This is a genomic window from Candidatus Avelusimicrobium caledoniensis (assembly GCF_902756455.1).
GTDB classification, from domain to species: domain Bacteria; phylum Elusimicrobiota; class Elusimicrobia; order Elusimicrobiales; family Elusimicrobiaceae; genus Avelusimicrobium; species Avelusimicrobium caledoniense.
Map to the genome: position 1 here is coordinate 1 of NZ_CACVRB010000011.1, position 18,701 is coordinate 18,701.

Sequence of the window (18,701 nt, forward strand, 5' to 3'; positions counted from 1 at the left end):
CATCGGTTTTGAGTGCTCCCGCACACAAAACCACTTCCCCCGCCGGGGTGGAAGTCAAACAACAAGTGGCTTTACGCTTATTGAATTACTCGTCGTCGTTCTTATCATCGGTATTTTAGCGGCGGTAGCGTTGCCTCAATACCAAAAAGCGGTAGAAAAAGCACGCATGACAGAGGCCATCACGTTGGTACAAGCTATCGCCCGCGCCAATCAAGCATTTTATTTGGCTAACGGAAGATACGCCGCCCACGACGAAATAGACTTACTAGACATTGAAGTTCCGGGTACCTCGGTATCATGGCTTGGCGGAACCAGAATAGATACTAAATATTTCCGCTATTCGCCAGGAGGAACAAGTGGCTCTAACATTGCCAAAGCGGAACGATTGCCCTTTGTCAATGCCCAGACGCCCTACGGAATCGAAATATTAAAAACAGATTCAGACCAAATTAAATGTTATGTTCAAGACGGAGCGTCTTCCGTTCAACGCAAACTTTGCGAAGAATTAAACACTAAAGGTACGTTATAAAAAACACCCGGGCAATAACCCGGGTGTTTTATTTCGTTACTTCAATACTTTTCCACTTACCTTGAAAAAACCGCCAAAGCATCAGCAATGCCGTCAGGCCGGCGTAAAACGTCAGCCAACTCCACACCCAAAAAACAGACAAATGCCACTTATACACAATCAGCCACGTACCGGGTATGAGCAATCCCCACGCGCAAACCAACATCACATACATATAAAATTTAGTATCCCCCGCCCCGCGGATAGCATCCCCGAAAATTAAATACGTTGCATCCATCAGCACAAAACAACTCACCAGTTTAATAAGCGGCAACGTCAGAGCAGCCACTTCTTGCGCGTTAGGCGTAGCGGCCGGGATAAACAAATGCAAAAATAACGGTGCGCCGAAAAAGAACAAAACCGATATGGCTATGGCATAACTATACCCCAACTTACACGCATTTTTGACAACTTGCATACTCAAATCGGGGCGTTTAAGTCCTTGGTATTTACTGACTAAAATTTGGATACCGCCGCCCAGCCCCACAATGACCATAAACACTACCGGTTGCATGGACATCACAATATTACTTGCTTGCAAGGAAAGCGTATCTATATTCCCAATCATAAAAGTAAACAACGTAAACGAAAGCACATCCATTAAAAACCCAAAACCGTTGGGCACGCCAAAGCGCACCATTTGCATAAAAATCGGTTTATAAAATCCGGCCAAGCGCGATATCTTAAACGTATAACGGTTCTGCCGCGTATTGATTAGCGAGCAGAAAATCAGCGTAGAACACGCACAACTGATTACCGTGGCCCATGCCGCGCCTTGAATGCCCAAGCGGGGCATACCCAATTTGCCGAAGATAAAAACATAGTCCAACGCCATATTAAGTACAATTCCCGCCAAAGAAGTATACATCGGAATTTTAGTATTTCCGCGTCCGCTGAAAAAACTCCCAAGCGCATTATTAGTTACCGCAAATCCGCCGAAAATATTTAAGATAGTGAAATAAGAAAGCTCCAATTTCTGCACGGAAAGCTCGTGGCCGAAAGAAATAATCAACCACCGCCCCAGCGGCGTTAGCACCGCTAACAAAGCCGCGGAAATCAAAGACAACCACACCCCCTGCCATAACGAAATCGTAACGGAAGCATTTTTTTTCTTCGCATAAAATTGGGAAATAAATACACTGGTATATCCGGCCAGCCCCATAAATAAACTGGCAAACGTGAAAGCCAATAACCCCGCCGGCACACACGCGGCTAATGCCTCCGGCGAGTGCCACGCCAAAAACATGCGGTCCACAAATTGCATCACCATTTGTGCGCCCATCAGTACAATTAACGGGTAGGACAATACCCATAATTCTTTTAACGGGGCTTTGGCGGCGGTTTGTTTTTTCTTCATTTTTCACTCACAAAAAAAGAGCCCCTTGCGGGGCCCTTTGAAAAGGTTGCAAGACTTATAGTTTTACAACTTTTACGGCTTTCGGGCCTTTTTCAGATTCTACGACTTCAAATTCCACTTCTTGACCTTCGGCCAAGGTTTTGAAACCGTCGCCCTGAATTTCTTGATAGTGTACAAAGAGATCTTTAGAACCATCTTCGGGGGTTACGAAACCGTAACCTTTTTGATCGTTAAACCACTTCACTTTTCCTTTAGGCATTACTAATACTTCCTTACTTAATTAAATTAGGTACCTAAGTACCTATAAGTATTATACTATAAATTCTTATAAAAAATGCAAGCATTTTTTGAAACAAAAAAAGGTTATAATAAAATTATGAAACTCATAGAGGCCGTACCGAATATCTCAGACGGTAAAAATACATCCGTTATCGCGCAAATTGTTGCCGCGGCAGATTGCGTGCCCGGCGTGCGCGTGCTCCACACGGACAGTAATTCCGATGCTAACCGCACCGTGATTACGCTGGCGGGTGCGCCCGGGGCCGTAGTCCAAAGTGCGTTTAATTTAATACGCAAAGCTGCCGAACTGATTGATATGCGCACGCACACAGGCGCGCACCCGCGGCTGGGTGCGGTGGACGTCTGCCCGTTGGTACCCGTGCAAGATATTTCGCTTGAAGAAACTGCCCAACTGGCAGAAAAATTAGCACGGCGCGTAGCAAGCGAACTAAATATCCCCATTTATTTATACGAAGAAAACGCGCACACGAACGAGCGCAAAAATTTAACATTTATCCGACGGGGCGAATATGAGAGTTTGCCCGACAAATTGCGCACGTTGCCGCCCGATTTCGGCCCGAAAAATTGGAGTGAACGCGTGGCTAAAACGGGAGCAACGGTTATCGGCGCGCGTAAATTTTTAGTGGCGTTTAATATGTCTTTAGATACGCAAAACGTCGCCGTCGCGTGTGAAATTGCCGCGCAACTGCGTGAGCGCGGCGGCGGTTTAAAATGCGTTAAAGCCATCGGTTGGTATATGCCGGCGTACCGTTGCGCGCAAGTATCGTGTAATTTAACGGACTTTACCCAAACCGGTCTGGCCGAAGTTTTTGAAACGTGTAAGCAACTTGCCGACGAGCGCGGCGCGCAAATTACAGCGGGCGAACTGATTGGACTAATTCCGCAAGCGGCCTTATTACAAGCGGGAAAATTTTACGCGCCGGGTGAAAAAAATTCTACTGCCTTGATAAACGAGGCAGTAGAAAATTTGTTACTCAGTAACTTGCGCCCGTTTGACGCACGCGAGCGCGTGTTGGAAAAAGTGTTAGAGATGTAGGGAGTTGCACACCTTACGGCCAAGATCCGTATTGCCGGTACACTCCACTTTATCCGGATGAGTGGAATGTGTGAGCCAAACCTTATAGACAAATTCGTTGCTGGACCATAAACAAGCAGTAACTTTTTCTTGTGTCGGACAATACCCAGCCCGAATCACTTTTTCTTCATGCGTACCTTGATTCACATCAATTAAAAAATCTCCGCATTGTTTAACATCACTGGCTACATTGGAGCTAGAACAGGACGATAATTCAAGTCCTAACGTATCCCAATCTATGTTAGTTGGGGGATATGCCCCGTTGGCCATATAATAGGTTTCCACCGCTTGCTTGATAGAGGATACAACCGGCCGAATGGTTGCCAAGTGCGATTTTGCTACCGCCAGTTTATATTGCGGCAACGCTACGGCGGCAAGTATGCCGATGATGAGAACGACAACTAAAAGTTCAATAAGCGTAAATGCTTGCTTGTTTTTCATACAACCTCCTTTGTTTCATTAAATAAAATGTAGCAAAAAAAAAAACGATGTCAAGCAGAATTTTTTCCGACGAAGAAATATCCTTTTTGTAGGTCGGATGTAAATCCGACATTCTCAATAGAGTAATATTTTGTCGGACTTACGTCCGACCTACAAGAGTTACCTGTGCGAGCGCGTGTTGGAAAAAGTGTTAGAGATTTAACGAGTTACAAAGTTTTATTCCCAAACTATTCTTAGGTGTACAAATTGTTTTTCCGCGATCTCCGCCCGCATAAGGCGCCCGGTCGTAGTGTACCGTCAGCGCGGCCATAGAATTTTGTTTACAAGCCATATGATTGGTTGTTTTCTCCGCTGTATTCGGGCAAAAGTGCGCTTCCAAACGTCCGTAAGAAACACCGAAAGCCAACATATTATCTATATACCAATCGCCGCAAAATTGCATGTTAGGGTACGATAGATACTGCGTGCATGATGTAGGCAATTCTATATCCAAATCTGAGAAATTAGCCGCATAGGTTGCATCGGCCAAATAGTACCGTTCTTGTGCCTCCTTGATACTACGTAACAAAGGTAACACGGTGCTAAATCTCGTTTTGGCTACTGCCAACTGATACTGTGGCAACGCCACCGCAGCAAGTATGCCGATGATAAGAACAACGACTAAAAGTTCAATAAGCGTAAAACCGCCGTGTTCCCTCGCCCCTTGCGGGAGAGGGTGGCTGAAGGTCGGGTGAGGGGTATGTAAAATAAATTTGTCATCCCGTACTTGATACGGGATCTCACCGCTTTCTAAAACGGCAACAAGGTGAGATGCTGAAATAAATTCAGCATGACGTCTTATTTTATTTTCTTTTAAACAACCTTTAAAACATCTTTCTTTTTGCATACACTTTTCTCCCGCCGCACTTCGTCATCCCATAAAGTTTCTGTACGGGATATAAGTGCGGCTTTTGATATTTATCATTAAATAAAATGTAGCAAAAAAAAAAACGATGTCAAGGCCCTTGCCGGGCCCAGGCATTTTGGGAGCCAACTTTCACTTAATTGTAGCCACACTGTTTTTGTTATGTTGCTTTGTTAGGGACCGACGAGGAAACTACAACAACGAAGTTAATTTGACGTATCCGTCCGGCGAGATTTGCTCCGGGCGAATGGTAAGCGGCCAGTTCAGCGCGGTAAGCGCGGCAGAAATTTTTTCTTTCTCATACCCCGCTAACATAAGCGCATTGAGTAATGTTTTACGGCGGTGCAAAAACGCGCCCGTTACCACGCGGTGCAAATTCTCCCACGGCACGTCCGGCGGCGTAATTTTTTCAAAAGACAGCACCGCACTTTCCACTTTGGGCGGAGGTACAAAACAGCTGCGCCCTGCTTTGCAAATTAAACTTATGCGCGCGCGCAATTGGCTAAAGATAGCGAGCGGACCATAAAAATCGTCACCCGTTTTGGCGCGTATTTTTTGCGTATGTTCTTTTTGAAACATAAAAACCGCCGTCTTAAAATGCGGCCACGATACTACTTTATCTAAAATTTCCGCCGCGTCATTGTACGGCAAATTGCTGATAAACGTCGTCGGCACGGGAGCGAGCCGCGCTAAATCAAACTTCAAAAAATTTTCTTGTACGATGTTGATGCCCGCCGGCTCCGGCAAATGCGCGCGCAAATGCGACACCATTTCCGGGTCAATTTCTACGACGGTAAAATCTTTTAAGCCGCGCGCGATGAGTGCGCTTGTCAGCGCGCCTTTGCCGGGGCCGATTTCCACCACGTTTTGTGCGCGCAACAACAAAGCCGCATCCACGATTTGCGTGATGACGTTTTTATCTGTCAAAAAATGTTGACCGTATTTTTGCCGCATAATTAATGATCCGTTAAAATTTTCAAATTGCGTTTGGCCGTTTTGTTATTCGGGTCTATTTCCAACGCCCGACGGTAATACGATACAGCCGCATCGTCGTCATCTGCAATCACGGCAGCCGTGCCGAGCCCTAATTGCGCCAACACGTCACTAGGGGCTTGCGTAGCGGCCTTTTCAAACGAAACCCGCGCCGCGCCCGCATCCCCTTTAGCCAAAGCGGCTAATCCGTTAAGAAGCGCACAGATATTTCCCGCCGGGCAGGAAAATTCCTGTAAATCTTCCTCGGCCTCGTGCACAAACTTGATCCACGTGCGGCCCATCACCCATAAGCCCATATCGTTGCCTACAATGCGCGGATCGTACACTGCGCGCGGCGGAGCGGTGCGGTTTTGCGTGAGCGCGTTGGGGGCGGCATAATCAGCCGTGCGGCCTTGCAAGGATAAATTGACTTGGTAATTTTCGCCCCCCTCTTGCACCGCTTGACGTAACGCCGCAGAAAAATCTTTCACTTGTTTGGCGCGCTCTTCGGCGGCCGCCGCAGGAAGCGTAAACATCCGCTTAAACGCGCGGGCCGCTTGTGCGGTTTGCGACGAAACTAAATTATCATTAACCGAGCGCAACTTTTGATATTCGCGCTCAAAACTGTTTGCCGCGCGGCCCTTAGGCAAGGTATCTTCCTGCGGCGGCAGATATTCCAAAGCGACTTCAATTTGCACGGGTTTAGACGGCGAAACTTTATTTAAACTTTGCGTAAACTGTTCAATCTGTTTTTCAAACGCGGCGGGCGAGGAGCCGCTGGCGCGGTAAACCGCGTTTAACGCAAGACCGTCTTGGTTAAATTTGGAGATAGAAAATGCTTCTTCCAAAACAGCACGGGCTGTTTTTTCGTCCCCCAACCGGACGAGCAAAAACGCATAACGCAGGCGCGCCACGTAATCGCCGGGTTTTGTTTTGACGGCTTTTTTATAGAATTTAAGTGCGTCTTGCGTACGTCCCATATTTTCATAGAGTGCACCTAAACTCAGTTGCGCGTCCTCGTAAGAAGAAAAATAACGCAGTGCTTTTTTAAATGATTCTTCGGCCTGTACGTCGCGCCCGAGCATTTCGTAAAGCGTGCCGAGCTGATAGTGATACAGCGGCTCACGCGGGGCCAGTTCGCTGGCGCGGCGGAAGTGTTCCAACGCTTTTTCCAGTTTATTTTGCACGGCGTACGTGGAGCCCAAATTCATGTGCGTGTCGGCCTTGTTGGGGTCCAATTTATTGGCGGTTAAAAAATAATCTTGCGCGGTAGAAATATCGCCTTTCCACCCGGCGGCAATACCTAAGAGTTGGTGAGCCATGGCGTTGTTGGGGTCCAGGCGAAGGGCCTCTTTATATTCGCTGATAGCATCGTCCACTTTTCCGGCCCAGTATAAAGACGCGCCGAGCAGCAAATAGCCCATGGGGTCTTTGGTGTTTTTGATAACGGCTTTAGCAAAACTGTTGGACGCGTCTTGATAGCGGGCTTGACTCATTTCGCTCATGCCGCGGCGCATATCGGACACCGCTTGCTCCAACATAATTTGATCCCATACGGTTTGGGAATAGTCAGTTCTGATAGTGGGTTTACTTAGCGAAAACGGAAAGCGTGCTTGTGCAGGCAGAGTTGCCGCACACACTATAAGTACCGCCGAAAAAAAATACAATTTCCTCATAAATATATAATAGAAAAAACCGCACTCGCGGGCAAATGGGGAATATAATTAAAAAAATGTCATTCCGTACTTGATACGGAATCTCACCGCTTTTACACTAGAAACAAGGTGAGATCCTGAATCAAGTTCAGGATGACAGTTTTAGAGGGCCGGGATGACATTTAAGGAGTAAAAAAACAGGGGCGGCCCGTATAAGGCCGCCCCTGTAATTAAACTACAAATAACTACTTATTAAGACCACTAATCGGAGTTATCGGACCCCGGCGCACCACCATCACTGGTAGGCGTTTGTCCGGGTTTATACTCCGCTTTACCCATACCTTTAGGTTTGTAATCTAACCCGGCAGAACAAACCCCTTGGATATATCTCAACACATCGGCCACTGCCATTGTGCTGTTTCCGGTGAAAGCTTCACAAGCCGTACCGTTACCGCTTCCGCCTTGGTCTTTAATAAGTCCGGCAAACCCATTGGGTCCAAACGAGTTGTACGTAGAGACATAGTTTTTACCACTGATTTTGCGGCAACCTCTTGTATTGCCTTGGCAATCATGGGGCAAGTCACTATGACCCTGAACAAGATCTTTCAACGGGGCCGAACGCATGGTAGAAGTAAGCGATTTTCTATACTGATCCAAGTTATTAAACTTAGTTCCGTTATAGTTATTGTACGCATACCCCTTACCCATTTCTATGCCCATGGCAGACGGACATCCGCCGCCCACCAGACCTTTGGGTTGGAAACGCCAGTCACACACTTGTTGGCCGTCCACTGTCACATACGCATCCGGATACAACACAGACGTATCGTGGATGTAAGCCAAGTACGAACCTAACTCGTTATGATAGTAGCGTTCTTCGCCTTTTTGTCCGAGAGCGGATGTCATTTTCCGTGTACCGGCGTGTTTATCTTTAGACATACGGGTAAAGTCGCGCCCTAATTCACACACGGCGGCCGTGGACACTCTTTCCAAACCGGGTAAGTTTTCTCTCGCCGCAATTTGCAAGGCGTCCATGAATTCACCGTCTGTCGGATAGTCCGCACCGAACCGGATGGGCAAGACGTTCGCATTATTTTGATACTTCTTATTATATGCATCACGCACTTTAGTTACGAATTCCGTGGCTTTTTTGGAGTCCATCTTATAGCCAAACAAGTCATCACAGAATTGCCGTCCTTGGCAACCGGGGCAAGAAGAGCCGTCGGCACGGTGAGGATACGTTTTCACTAACGGTCCGCTAAACGTGCTCGCGCTTAACGGGTTTTGCGCCGTTACGGCTTTGCGGTCTTGCGGGTTGGCCGGAACCCAACTGATCTCCCGAGCAAAGGCAGTTGCCTCAACTGACGGGTTCCGGTTCGGGTCCCGGTTCGGATCCCGATTCGGATCTTGGTTCGGATCCCGATTCGGATCCTGGTCCGGGTTCGGGTTTGTTTTCGGCGTTATAACGCATTTGTCGCCAGCCCACTTATAATTATAGACGTTGTCATTGGCACCGGCTTGGGCACAGCATGCCGCATTTGTGTGTGCCCCTTTGGGACAATCTTTTTCTTCTACGGTAACAGACTTCCCGTCGGCAGCCAGATTCACCTGGCATACAGCGTAATCAATGACTTCACCGCCACGGAGCAAGTTCCACTGTATTGTACCTTGCAGCTTGGCAGGATCCACATTATTATTTACACCCGTCACGTTTCCGTCTTTATCAACAGATACTGTGATAGGACGCGTAAAGGTATAAGTTAAGGTTTGCGCTGCTGCAGTGGGAGATCCTTCAAAGTCTTGCACAATTCCTTCCCCACCCACTAACGGTCTATAAGTGGCATTTACCGTAATGTCTTTTGCGGTAAACTTCGGCGTTGCAGCACCCTTATATCCTTGTTTAAAGGTTACGGTAGCCGTTGGCAACGAATCAGCATCCGATACGTTATCGCAGTTAATACTTACCGTATCATTAAACATACAGCGATCACCCATCACGTAGTTTTCGCCTTCCTTGCGGAGTTTACGTTTATCTACATTCAAATGCCACACGGCGCTGTTGCGTTGGGACGAAGTTTTTTGATGCCGGACATATGCATCATGGAATCGCCAATACAACATCGGCAAATTCACAGCATCGCCGTCGGAAGCAATACCAAACCATCCGCGTGCCGCCAAGCGTTTTTTAGCCGCAAAAGATTCAATAAACATTAAATCTAACTGGTTAAATGCTTTGCGGGCTTCCACGCCAATGTCTTCTTCCTTTACGCCTTGCTGACGCAATAAGCTGGCCAATTGTTCAATCATGGTTGTTTGGAAATTATCATAATTGAACGTATCACCTTTTTGCAAGTAAATGACACAGCCATGCTCCGGGTTTTCCGGGTCAATTCTAGCCATATCAGACACTAAAGGAGCATCTTTTGTACGGCGCGTTCTGGCGGTTTTATCGTCTTTGCCGTCTCTGGCGGTTTTACCGTCAAACTCCGGCTCTAACTGGCGGTATCCCACCCCGGCAGAAACTTCCGCACCGATTTTCAAGTGGTCGCTTTCTTTAGTGCACAGAAAGTGCCGCTTTGTATCGCTACCTTCCAACCGGAGTTTGGAAGCTTCCGGCAAGTAGTTACGCGCCACTACATAAATATACGTGTTCCAATTACTGACTTCGCCGGAAGTTCTTACTTGATACAGGTTTTTCATGTTTCTGCACGAATTGGCTTCTACTAATTCTCCGCCAACTAATGCACCCAAACAAGCTTTACGAGCTTGCCAACCGGATAAGTGTTGATCTCCGCCGCCATGACCGGCTTGCCAACCATCGGGGCACCCGTTCTTTTTATAATCTTGCCCGTAATTTTTCGTAGCGAATGCTTTGCAACCATCACTAGTGAATGGTATATTCGGCTCAATCAACTTGAAACGTTTTTCTTTCATACCGCAACATTCTGGGGCCTTACCACCGGATCCACCGCCGGAGCCCAAGAATGTATCCGGGTCACCATCAGAGTTACCCGTAACTAAACAGTTGGATATTCCGTCTATCCAAGTTTGGAGCTTTTTGGAAGCGAAATTGATCCAGTCTTTTTTCAAGTCAAACCACAGCTGCCATTCCATTTGGGCGCGCTGTTTCATCATATCCCACCACCACGGCTCTTTGCCGTTGTAGTTGAAATTGCGCTGTAAGCCACCGGGACCACCGCCCGGGCCGCCAAAATCGCCGCTGGCCAAACCGCCGATGCGGCCCGGCTCCACGGGTTTCATTTGGGCGTCCATCAAAGCTTGCATGGCATTACCTTTGGACATAGCATCTTTACTGCGGCGCGCTTCTTGCGCGGCGCCTTGCCCGAAGTACGAGCGGGACGGTTTGCCCGCCGCTTGTAACGGTTGTAAAGATACCGGCTTAGTGCTGTTGACTTGGCCCGGCCCGCGCACTTTTTGTGCGGCCGCTTTCAAACCGCCGCCAAAGTGCCCGATACCTAATCTGCCACCGCCGCGGCCCGTTAAACCGGCCCCTTTCAAAGTGCCGATTTTGGTAGCCGCACGACGGAACGCCGCACGCGTTTGCGCAGGCGCTTGTTTGCGTTGGCGTTTATAGATATTGGTAATGTTGGTTTCTTCGTCCATGTCGCTGCGTTTATACGAAGCCGCATCACTGGTGGACGAGGAATCTAAGCCACTGCGGTAAAAATCAGCGAGCGAAGTATCTGCTTCTTCTTCGTTGCGGTGTTTACCCCAGCCCACAATTAAATCCATAGAATCACGGCCGGATAATTGCGAAATCTGTCCGTCCGCATCCCCGCTAAAATCAAAACCGGAACGATCCGGGTTGACAATCGCGTCCTCATAACCGGGGCTGACCATGGGCGTATCTTCTTCTACTTGACCGCTGTATTTATACAGGAACGGTAAGAGTAAAAGCGCTACCAAGGCCGCGATAAAAAACGGCGCATCCCGTTTGGTACGCTCAAAGAGCGTTTGGCGGGGTTTGCCATCGCTACCGATTTTAGAGGTGAAACGATTAGCAAAAGATCTATTGGCACCACTTGCTTTGGTGCTTTTAATCTTATCGCTAAAGGTAAAACTCTCCTTCTTTTTTTCCTCTGGCATAAGTGCCTCCCTAAAATTAAAACTGCGTGTTTTGGGGTTTGCTTGTTGGGCTCCCCCACGGAAAAACGGCCTTGCTAACTGCCCGGTTTTCCGGTTGGTACGTCTACTACATAATAAAAAGTGCGTTGTTCGGAGATGGTCCCCCACTCCGTGACAACTTACTTTATTTAATACTCCCTATCTTTATTATAATGATTTTTCTCATTTTTTCAAGGGGTATTTTTGTAAGTTGTCGTTTAATCGGCAACGCGGCCGTCTATTAAATGACTGCCGCCCCAGTTTATACCGGGGAAATAATCGTGATTAAATCCATTTTCCGAATTGCCGTCCTGATAAAAGGTACCGGCAATGTCATTTTCCAATTGGCCTTTACTAAAACTATTCCCCATTCCAAATGGCTCATCGGATGAACGGCCCGCCCACGCGGCCAAACACGCGGCTTGTTCCTCTTCATTCTCTAATTCAGCACATTTGGCTTTTTCTTCTTCGCACGTAGTGGCAAACTCGGTAACGTAAGACCCCAGTGTAACAGATTCGCATTGGCTGTTACCTAAGTCAACCGATAAAGAGGCACACTTTTGACGGATATTCTCGTAGGCGGCGCGCATCTGTTGGCATTGGGCGGAAATAGCATTAAGCGCACCCGTGTAGGCCCCGGCTCCGTTTTCGGCCAATTCCCCGCAAGTGTTAGGAAAACTGTTTACCAAACCGCCATTACCATTTTCGTCCCCGTTAATATTTTCGCCCAGTGTGTTCATATCCGCACTATTCCACCCGGCCACCATGGCCTCTTGGCAATCTTTATCCTGGTCCAAATATTTTTGCACGCTGTCCATATCGGCGAGTACGTCATCCGGTTTGATACCTACGCCGGAAAAACCGGACGTGGTAAACACGCTACGCGGCAGTTCCGCCCCGTCAAAACTGGAGGAGGCAAGCGTCTTTTTGAGTATCACGTGCGGCGTACGGCGAGCAGTGCGGCCCATGAGCCACGCCCAGTACATATCGCGTTTAGCGCGCGAATCGCCGATTTTGCGCATATTACCCATTTTGGCAAGCATGGAACTGCTGTTATCGCGCGATTTGGAAAAGTCGGACAAATCGGTTTCACTGCGCATGGCCTTATCTACCAGACGATCCAGCCAACTGTCGCCGGATGAGCCGGCTACGGGCGGATTGGCCACTTTTTTAAGTTGGTTAGTAGAATTAAAGCCGTCGTTTTTATCGCGCTGACGGGCGGAGATATCATCGCCGAAAAACACTTCGCCGTTTTTTGCCGCGTTGGCCTCGCTTTTGGCGGCGGCATTTTTATCTTTAACGACGATATCGCCCTCTTTTTCTTGTTTTGCGGGGTTTTGGTACGCGCCCGCCAAATTATCGCCCGCTTGGCCCTGTTTGGCAAGTGATTTATTGACGGCGCGGATGTCAATGAGTTTATTTTGCGCCCCCGCCAACGTAGCATTAAACGCGCCGCCCGCCGCACCGAAGATATTGGCTTCGTCGGGGTCCGGCAGTTCGCCGCGCATCATTTTGGCGTGTTCATTCCACGATAAAAGTGCTTTTAGAAAAGACATATTTTTGATTTCATCGGGCGTGTAACCCATGGCATAAACGAGGTTACGCAAAAACGGCAACTTGCTAACGGGAACAAAGGATAATACCCCCAGTAACAACAAAAGTACCGCCGCCACCGCCCAAATCTTTTTGGACTGCCACCACCGACGTTCCCCCACTTGCACGGGAACGTATGGCTCTTGTTGCGGCATTGGTTGCGCAAACGATTCTTGTTGCGGTATTTGCTCGGGTAATTTATCCATAATTTATAAGACGGGGAAAGCCCAACGGCTCCCCCCGTATGAAAAATTATTTTTTGCTAAATATAGTTTGTTGGAGTTTTCCTAAACCGAACGAGGATCCCAACGAAATACCCTGTTGCAGTAAGAATTTCCACACTTTGCCGATATTTTCGGTAATTATGGACCGTGTGCCCGGGATAGCGGCTAGCGTAACTAATGCATAGCCCATAGCCCCAAACACATCACAGATTGTCGGTAACGTAGGAGCATCCCACGTTTTGCGAAACAACCACGCCACACGCAACATATGGGTAATGGCTAAAGCCACACAAACCAACAATGCGTACCCTATGGCAGCCATCCAACTGGTCCAAGGAGTTTTGGCCGCTCCCATAAACCAACAAGCAAGCGGAACTACCAACACCAAAGACCCTAACACACCCGCCATCCACCACAGCAAGGTATTGCGATCTTTAGCGCGTTGTTCTTCGGTTAGATCGGTTTTTTCTTGCCACGTTTGGAGGGCTTGCTGCTGTTTGGGAAGATTTTTCATTTCCAAATCGGACGACCCGGTAGTTGTTTCTTCTACGCTGTTATCAAACGACATACCCGCCGTTACCCGGCCCGCCGCCAAAAACGGCTCCGCGCCCCCTGTAGTGGAACGGTGCGAATTGGCCGCAATTTTGGCAGATTGGCGGGAAATATCTTTTAAATCGTTCCCGGTAGATTTAAATCGGCCGCTTTGGCCCACGGAGGCATTACGCCCCGCCCCAAAGCCGGAAGAATTTCTGCCGCCCTCGCCACGCATGGAAACCGGGTTGGTGCCGCCGGGCATCGCGCCGGACAAGCGGTACCCTTCGCCGCGGGCTGAACTGCCGGAATAAGACGAACTACCGGACCTGTTCGCGCCGGAAGAAGAACTCCCGCCAAAACCGGAATTTGATACGCCGCTCCCACCCGAAGTACGGGCCGAAGCCGGGGCCAACGTGTTTGAGGCCCCACGCGCGTTGCGGGCATTTTGGCCTTGTTGGGCTACGGTTCCGGGCGCAACTTGCGGCATGTTAGCGGTAGAGGAGCCGGACGCATTATTTTGCATAACTACCGCATTTTTACCCATGCCAAGCCCTTCGGTATCGGACATTTCCGCCGCCGAGCCGGACATGGCAGACGCCACATTTCTGCCCATATTATCCGCCGCATCTAAGCCAAATTGGCCGTTGCCGGTGCGGGCGGCTTCAAAACGGGCGCGTTCTTCGGCCGAAGCAATACCGTCTAAACCGCCGGAGAGGTTAGCCATATTCATTGACGACAAACCCTCTTTTGTCTGGCGCAGACCGCCGTAGTTATACGCATTGGAAATAGACGACAACGAACGCGCGGCTAATTCCTGTTTGGACGTTTGTTCGGCTAAGTTATGGGCAAGAGAGACGCCCAAAATACCGACGCCGGCGGCTAACACAACCGCACTTTGCACGTTAAGGGTCAATTTACCCGCACGGCCTTTTAAAAAACTAAACCATTTCATATTGTTGCTCCTTTTATTTTTTCACACCGTCAATGGCGTTTTGAACGCCTTGCCGGACGGCCTGCTCCTCTAACATACGGCTCTTGTACGCCGCTTGACGGCGTTGGCGCGCTTGGCGTAATTCGTATTGTTGTACTAAAGCTTGCCTACGCTCCTCAATACGTTTCCCTTCTTGGTAAATCATAAAACCCCAAACTACCCAACCAAGAATCAACGCGATAACAATTAAGCGCGGGATAAAATTTTTTTTGTTCCAAGGATGAATAATTAATTTTCCAATTTTCATATTTTATCCCACCGTTTACTTGGGCAAGATATTTCCACCCAAAATTTCGCCCAATTTCGCCTGTTCTTGGAAAACGGCACCCATACCACTACCGCCGGAAGACGTAGGCGCAGCTGCTCCGGCAGCCGCACCACCGCCACCGCCGGCACCTTCGCTACCAAAGCCCAAAAATTGCCATACGCTTTCATAGAATTTAAGGAACGCATCTGCAAATATCCACGATGCCGCAATACCTGCCATCATAGCAATAGCAATGATTCCGGTGGCTGTACTTAAACCTTCGCCGCCCCATTTTTGGGCATATTCAATTGCTTTAACCAACGCCACGATACAAAAAGCAAGTCCAACCGCGGCAGCCGCCAACGCAGCAATCCAACCATATACCGGAATATTTTTTAAAATGGGGATTGCGATCATTGCCGCCACACCGCCGGCAATAGCTACCCATAGCCAGGTTGTTAAATTATTACGGTCGTTTTCACGGTCCAGTTCGGTCAAATCTACACCTTCTGCCCATGTTTTAATACCGCGCAGATTCACTTGATGTTCGTTTTCAAAATCTTTAGAGCCCTGACCGGAGCCCGTTTCAAAGTTTTCAGACGTAATCATTAAACCGCCGGAAAGCGTCGCGCTAGCCAAGAATGCTTTGGCTCCCTCGTTAGCGGAACGGGTTTTTGATTTGGCTACTTCCACGGAGGTTTTGCGGGCAAACTCCAAGTCCGTTCCCCCTTTGTCTAACCCGCGGCCTTTGCCCACAGACGCGTTTTTATAGCCGTTCATACCGGACGACTCGCCAAAAGACGATTTACCTTTAATGCGCGCACCCTCTAACATTTGGGCCGCTTGCGCTTGGATGTTGGACATATCCACATTGGGCCCGCCCATAGCGGCACCGCCGCTACCACCTTTAGGCGCGTTTTTACCGCTGTTCTGCACGGAAAAAGACATATTAACGCCGTTACTGCCGCCATTACTACCACCCGCTTTAGAGCCCCAATCGGCCTTTGCACTAGCTAGCCCGGCCGCTTTAGCACCGTCTTTACCTTCGGCCGCGGCTTGGGCTTGCGCTTGGGCATTAGCTATCATACCTTGAATATTACCCATAGATTGCGAAAGTGCCCCCATGGAGTTATTTTTTAACGCCTCTGCGTCCGCGGCGTTACTTAATAAACCAAGCCCGCCCTCGGAATCGCCCATTTGATAACCGGCCGGAGTTTGCGGCGCGGTAGATTCTTGCGCCGTGGCTTGCATTTGGGTATATTCTTCTTCCATTTCCGCTTGCGCACGCTCTAACTGGGCCTGACGGTCCATGCGGTTAATACTCTTAGCCGAAATGCGCGACAGCGGCCCGGACTCCGCGCCGTTGCCGCTATACGAGCCGCTTTGATAACCGCCCGTATTGGCTCCGGACACGTAAACCACCTCGCCGGAGTTATATTGTGACGGGTTGAAAGCGGTGTTATCTTCTTCCGGCGTACCTAAAAATTGGAACGCCGCTACCCCCGCCACACCGACAACAGCCGCCACACCGCCTATTTGCAAGGCGGAAAAAGCGACTTTGCCTTTTTCATTTAAAAACTTAAAGATATTCATAACGCCTCCTTTATTGAAAAAGATTTATATATCACAAATAAAAGTCCTGCGGCGGTTCTCCATTCCCACCGGGAGCACCGATATTTAAATTGTTGTCGCCATAACCAGTCGGCGTGGTCGTCGGCGTAGTCGTTGGCGTGGTCGTCGGCGTAGTCGTCGGTGTGGTCGTTGGCGTAGTCGTTGGCGTAGTCGTCGGCGTGGTCGTCGGCGTAGTCGTCGGCGTGGTGGTCGGCGTGGTCGTCGACGGAGCCGGAGAGCTTCCTGTTCCTGTTCCAAGCGTATCCGTCCACCCTAATTTGTTAGTTAAGCCATCTACCCCGGCACATAGAAATTTACTGGTCGCATTGGCAAGCGCATCAATGCCGCCTTTCGCCAACATAAACAATAATTCATCTTCATAATTTCTTTGCGTTTGACTGGCCTGTGTTTGGCTGGCATGACGGGCTGTATTATCCACGTCTTTATCTAAATTACTTAAATCGCCGGACTCTTGCGGCGCATTGGTATCTATGGCTAAACCGTTAGCTTTGCTTAAATCTATCCCTTTATCGGTAAACGCTTCACTGCCTTCAATATTACCGCCCATCATCGCTCTTTTGGCGTTGCCTGCCTTACCGTCTTTAAGCCCGGCCGCCGCGCGGCTACCGCGAGCCGTCTGCCACAGTGCTTTGCGGGCATCTTGGTTTTTTAATTGTGGGATTTCGGTCCCTTTGTTCTGGTCTTTATACGGCGAGAAGTCGCCTCGCGGAGCACCCCAACTGCCTTGAATGCCACTACCCTGCGCCGACTGCATATTGGCCGTGCCCAGTTGCTTAACTTCCGTAGGCGTAGCTGTTCTTCCACCCCCCCGGTAGCCGCCGTAACCGTGAGAGGTGGGCGCATCTTCACCCTCGCCGGAACTCATCGTGCTTTCAGAATCGGCAGATTCTTCGCCTGCTTCCTTTTCGGCGTCGGCTTCTTGGCGGGCTTCTTTTTCCTCCGCCGAGTATAATAAAGTAGAGCCGTTTTCTTTCATATCCGGATATTTGGCGGCTAATAAATATTTCTCCGCTTCATCGTTGACAAACGGCATCTGCGCCAAATCGTATCCGCGGGCATTTAAACCGTCAAACGAAGCGTCGTCGGCCTCCCCCATCATAGACGCCAATGTGAGCAAAGCCACAAAACACACAATAACTACTGCCCCTATCGTGTAGGCCTTTTTGCGGTCCATGGTGTTGAGCTTTTCAAACACATTGCCCGGTTTTAACTTAAACATAAAATCCTCGTACACAATAATAAAAATTACTCCCGTTGACCCGCTCCCAAGAGCACTCAAACTAAGAGTTTATACAGACTACTTCTATTTAAAGTATAGGTAGAAAACGATGATTTGTCAAGGCCCTTGCCGGGCCGGGCGTACGGTCTCGGACCGCTGTATGTATTTATGGGGATGTTTCTGTAATGTGGAATTTCATGGACGGTGCTTATGTGCTCGCCGCACGGGCGTGAGACCTAAAACCTCTATCTGCTCATACCGCAAAGTTTTTGCAATACGGTTTTCATAGACGGTGCTTACGAAATAAAGAGTCGCCCCCCGTTATTTCCCTTCGGGGCGTTGGTACGGGTTGGGACGGTCGTTGTGGCCTACGTATTTAATCACGGACACTTCGCCCCCCGTCTCACACAAGAAAGCGTAGCCCTTTAAACATTTGGCATCGCGCTCACACACCCGGTCTTTATTATATTTGCACAGAAACCGGATACGCGGGGCTTTGGTACGCGCGGTAAGTACCATTTTCGTCCAGGTGCCGGAACGGTTGATGTCTAACACCAGTTTATTTAAACTTAAAAATTTACGCATCCCGGCGTTATCAAAGCCGAGATATTTTTCCACTTTCTTTTGGATGTCTTTTTCTAAAAAGCGTTTATCCCATGTGCGTTGGTAATAATCGGTTTCGTGTGATTGCAGTTGGAAACGGCGCGCCGCGTAATAACCCGCTACTTCCATTTTTTGGCTCAGCACCAGTAGCCCGAAAATTTTAATAATAAACAAAATAAAAATCACAAAGACAGGGAACAACAGCACCACTTCCGTGGTTGCCTGCCCTTTGCGGTTGCGGATACATAAAAACGGTTTCAT

15 protein-coding genes are annotated in these 18,701 nt (G+C 48.9%); 2 read left to right on the forward strand and 13 right to left on the reverse strand.

The features are described 5' to 3' along the window. Positions 1 to 529 (forward strand): type IV pilin protein (locus ACQY2W_RS03550; protein WP_428049440.1); only part of this gene is annotated, 529 nt, incomplete at its 5' end. 28 nt (positions 530 to 557) lie between these two features. Here ACQY2W_RS03550 and ACQY2W_RS03555 read toward each other — a convergent pair. Both ACQY2W_RS03555 and ACQY2W_RS03560 read right to left on the reverse strand, forming a co-directional pair. Continuing rightward, a complete protein-coding gene (locus ACQY2W_RS03555; protein ID WP_428049442.1) occupies positions 558 to 1,925 on the reverse strand; it encodes an MATE family efflux transporter in 1,368 nt (455 codons plus the stop codon). Positions 1,926 to 1,980: 55 nt separating this feature from the next. Next, the gene (locus ACQY2W_RS03560) at positions 1,981 to 2,184 is read right to left on the reverse strand and encodes a cold shock domain-containing protein (RefSeq protein ID WP_087288232.1); all 204 of its coding nucleotides are present in this window, start codon (positions 2,182 to 2,184) and stop codon (positions 1,981 to 1,983) included. Between the two features lie 117 nt (positions 2,185 to 2,301). On the opposite strand from ACQY2W_RS03560, the gene ftcD reads away from it, so the two are divergent. After that, the gene (gene ftcD / locus ACQY2W_RS03565) at positions 2,302 to 3,261 is read left to right on the forward strand and encodes a glutamate formimidoyltransferase (protein ID WP_428049445.1); all 960 of its coding nucleotides are present in this window, start codon (positions 2,302 to 2,304) and stop codon (positions 3,259 to 3,261) included. Here the strand turns inward: ftcD and ACQY2W_RS03570 are convergent. The 11 genes from ACQY2W_RS03570 to ACQY2W_RS03620 form a co-directional block, all read right to left on the reverse strand. After that, positions 3,250 to 3,741 (reverse strand): type IV pilin protein, encoded by a 492-nt coding sequence (locus ACQY2W_RS03570; RefSeq protein WP_428049447.1) that lies wholly within the window; start codon positions 3,739 to 3,741, stop codon positions 3,250 to 3,252. The two genes, ftcD and ACQY2W_RS03570, sit on opposite strands and share 12 nt — an antisense overlap. 190 nt (positions 3,742 to 3,931) lie before the next feature. Next, positions 3,932 to 4,627, reverse strand: coding sequence for a type IV pilin protein (locus tag ACQY2W_RS03575; RefSeq protein WP_428049449.1), 696 nt, complete (start codon positions 4,625 to 4,627; stop codon positions 3,932 to 3,934). A 210-nt stretch (positions 4,628 to 4,837) separates the two neighbouring features. Continuing rightward, positions 4,838 to 5,599 (reverse strand): 16S rRNA (adenine(1518)-N(6)/adenine(1519)-N(6))-dimethyltransferase RsmA, encoded by a 762-nt coding sequence (gene rsmA / locus ACQY2W_RS03580; protein WP_428049451.1) that lies wholly within the window; start codon positions 5,597 to 5,599, stop codon positions 4,838 to 4,840. 2 nt (positions 5,600 to 5,601) lie between these two features. After that, positions 5,602 to 7,293, reverse strand: coding sequence for a tetratricopeptide repeat protein (locus ACQY2W_RS03585; protein ID WP_428049453.1), 1,692 nt, complete (start codon positions 7,291 to 7,293; stop codon positions 5,602 to 5,604). A gap of 240 nt (positions 7,294 to 7,533) precedes the next feature. Further along, positions 7,534 to 11,379 (reverse strand): hypothetical protein, encoded by a 3,846-nt coding sequence (locus ACQY2W_RS03590; RefSeq protein ID WP_428049455.1) that lies wholly within the window; start codon positions 11,377 to 11,379, stop codon positions 7,534 to 7,536. 236 nt (positions 11,380 to 11,615) lie between these two features. After that, positions 11,616 to 13,196 carry a hypothetical protein gene (locus tag ACQY2W_RS03595; protein WP_428049457.1) on the reverse strand — a complete coding sequence of 527 codons (1,581 nt, stop codon included), beginning with the start codon at positions 13,194 to 13,196 and terminating at the stop codon, positions 11,616 to 11,618. 46 nt (positions 13,197 to 13,242) lie between these two features. Next, positions 13,243 to 14,700 carry a hypothetical protein gene (locus ACQY2W_RS03600; protein WP_428049459.1) on the reverse strand — a complete coding sequence of 486 codons (1,458 nt, stop codon included), beginning with the start codon at positions 14,698 to 14,700 and terminating at the stop codon, positions 13,243 to 13,245. Between the two features lie 13 nt (positions 14,701 to 14,713). Further along, complete coding sequence (locus ACQY2W_RS03605) at positions 14,714 to 14,986, reverse strand: hypothetical protein (protein WP_428049460.1); 273 nt, start codon at positions 14,984 to 14,986, stop codon at positions 14,714 to 14,716. 15 nt (positions 14,987 to 15,001) lie between these two features. Then, the gene (locus tag ACQY2W_RS03610; RefSeq protein ID WP_428049462.1) at positions 15,002 to 16,579 is read right to left on the reverse strand and encodes a hypothetical protein; all 1,578 of its coding nucleotides are present in this window, start codon (positions 16,577 to 16,579) and stop codon (positions 15,002 to 15,004) included. 31 nt (positions 16,580 to 16,610) lie between these two features. Beyond that, entirely contained in the window at positions 16,611 to 17,837 is a 1,227-nt protein-coding gene (locus tag ACQY2W_RS03615) for a hypothetical protein (RefSeq protein WP_428049464.1), read from the reverse strand. A 321-nt stretch (positions 17,838 to 18,158) separates the two neighbouring features. Further along, the gene (locus ACQY2W_RS03620) at positions 18,159 to 18,701 is read right to left on the reverse strand and encodes a hypothetical protein (protein ID WP_428049466.1); all 543 of its coding nucleotides are present in this window, start codon (positions 18,699 to 18,701) and stop codon (positions 18,159 to 18,161) included.

Bases quoted from the DNA above. Each gene is read 5' to 3' on its own strand.
- ACQY2W_RS03555 (WP_428049442.1), bottom strand. From the start codon at position 1,925: ATGAAGAAAAAACAAACCGCCGCCAAAGCCCCGTTAAAAGAATTATGG.
- ACQY2W_RS03560 (WP_087288232.1), bottom strand. From the start codon at position 2,184: ATGCCTAAAGGAAAAGTGAAGTGGTTTAACGATCAAAAAGGTTACGGT.
- ftcD (WP_428049445.1), top strand. From the start codon at position 2,302: ATGAAACTCATAGAGGCCGTACCGAATATCTCAGACGGTAAAAATACA.
- ACQY2W_RS03570 (WP_428049447.1), bottom strand. From the start codon at position 3,741: ATGAAAAACAAGCAAGCATTTACGCTTATTGAACTTTTAGTTGTCGTT.
- ACQY2W_RS03575 (WP_428049449.1), bottom strand. From the start codon at position 4,627: ATGCAAAAAGAAAGATGTTTTAAAGGTTGTTTAAAAGAAAATAAAATA.
- rsmA (WP_428049451.1), bottom strand. From the start codon at position 5,599: ATGCGGCAAAAATACGGTCAACATTTTTTGACAGATAAAAACGTCATC.
- ACQY2W_RS03585 (WP_428049453.1), bottom strand. From the start codon at position 7,293: ATGAGGAAATTGTATTTTTTTTCGGCGGTACTTATAGTGTGTGCGGCA.
- ACQY2W_RS03590 (WP_428049455.1), bottom strand. From the start codon at position 11,379: ATGCCAGAGGAAAAAAAGAAGGAGAGTTTTACCTTTAGCGATAAGATT.
- ACQY2W_RS03595 (WP_428049457.1), bottom strand. From the start codon at position 13,196: ATGGATAAATTACCCGAGCAAATACCGCAACAAGAATCGTTTGCGCAA.
- ACQY2W_RS03600 (WP_428049459.1), bottom strand. From the start codon at position 14,700: ATGAAATGGTTTAGTTTTTTAAAAGGCCGTGCGGGTAAATTGACCCTT.
- ACQY2W_RS03605 (WP_428049460.1), bottom strand. From the start codon at position 14,986: ATGAAAATTGGAAAATTAATTATTCATCCTTGGAACAAAAAAAATTTT.
- ACQY2W_RS03610 (WP_428049462.1), bottom strand. From the start codon at position 16,579: ATGAATATCTTTAAGTTTTTAAATGAAAAAGGCAAAGTCGCTTTTTCC.
- ACQY2W_RS03615 (WP_428049464.1), bottom strand. From the start codon at position 17,837: ATGTTTAAGTTAAAACCGGGCAATGTGTTTGAAAAGCTCAACACCATG.
- ACQY2W_RS03620 (WP_428049466.1), bottom strand. From the start codon at position 18,701: ATGAAACCGTTTTTATGTATCCGCAACCGCAAAGGGCAGGCAACCACG.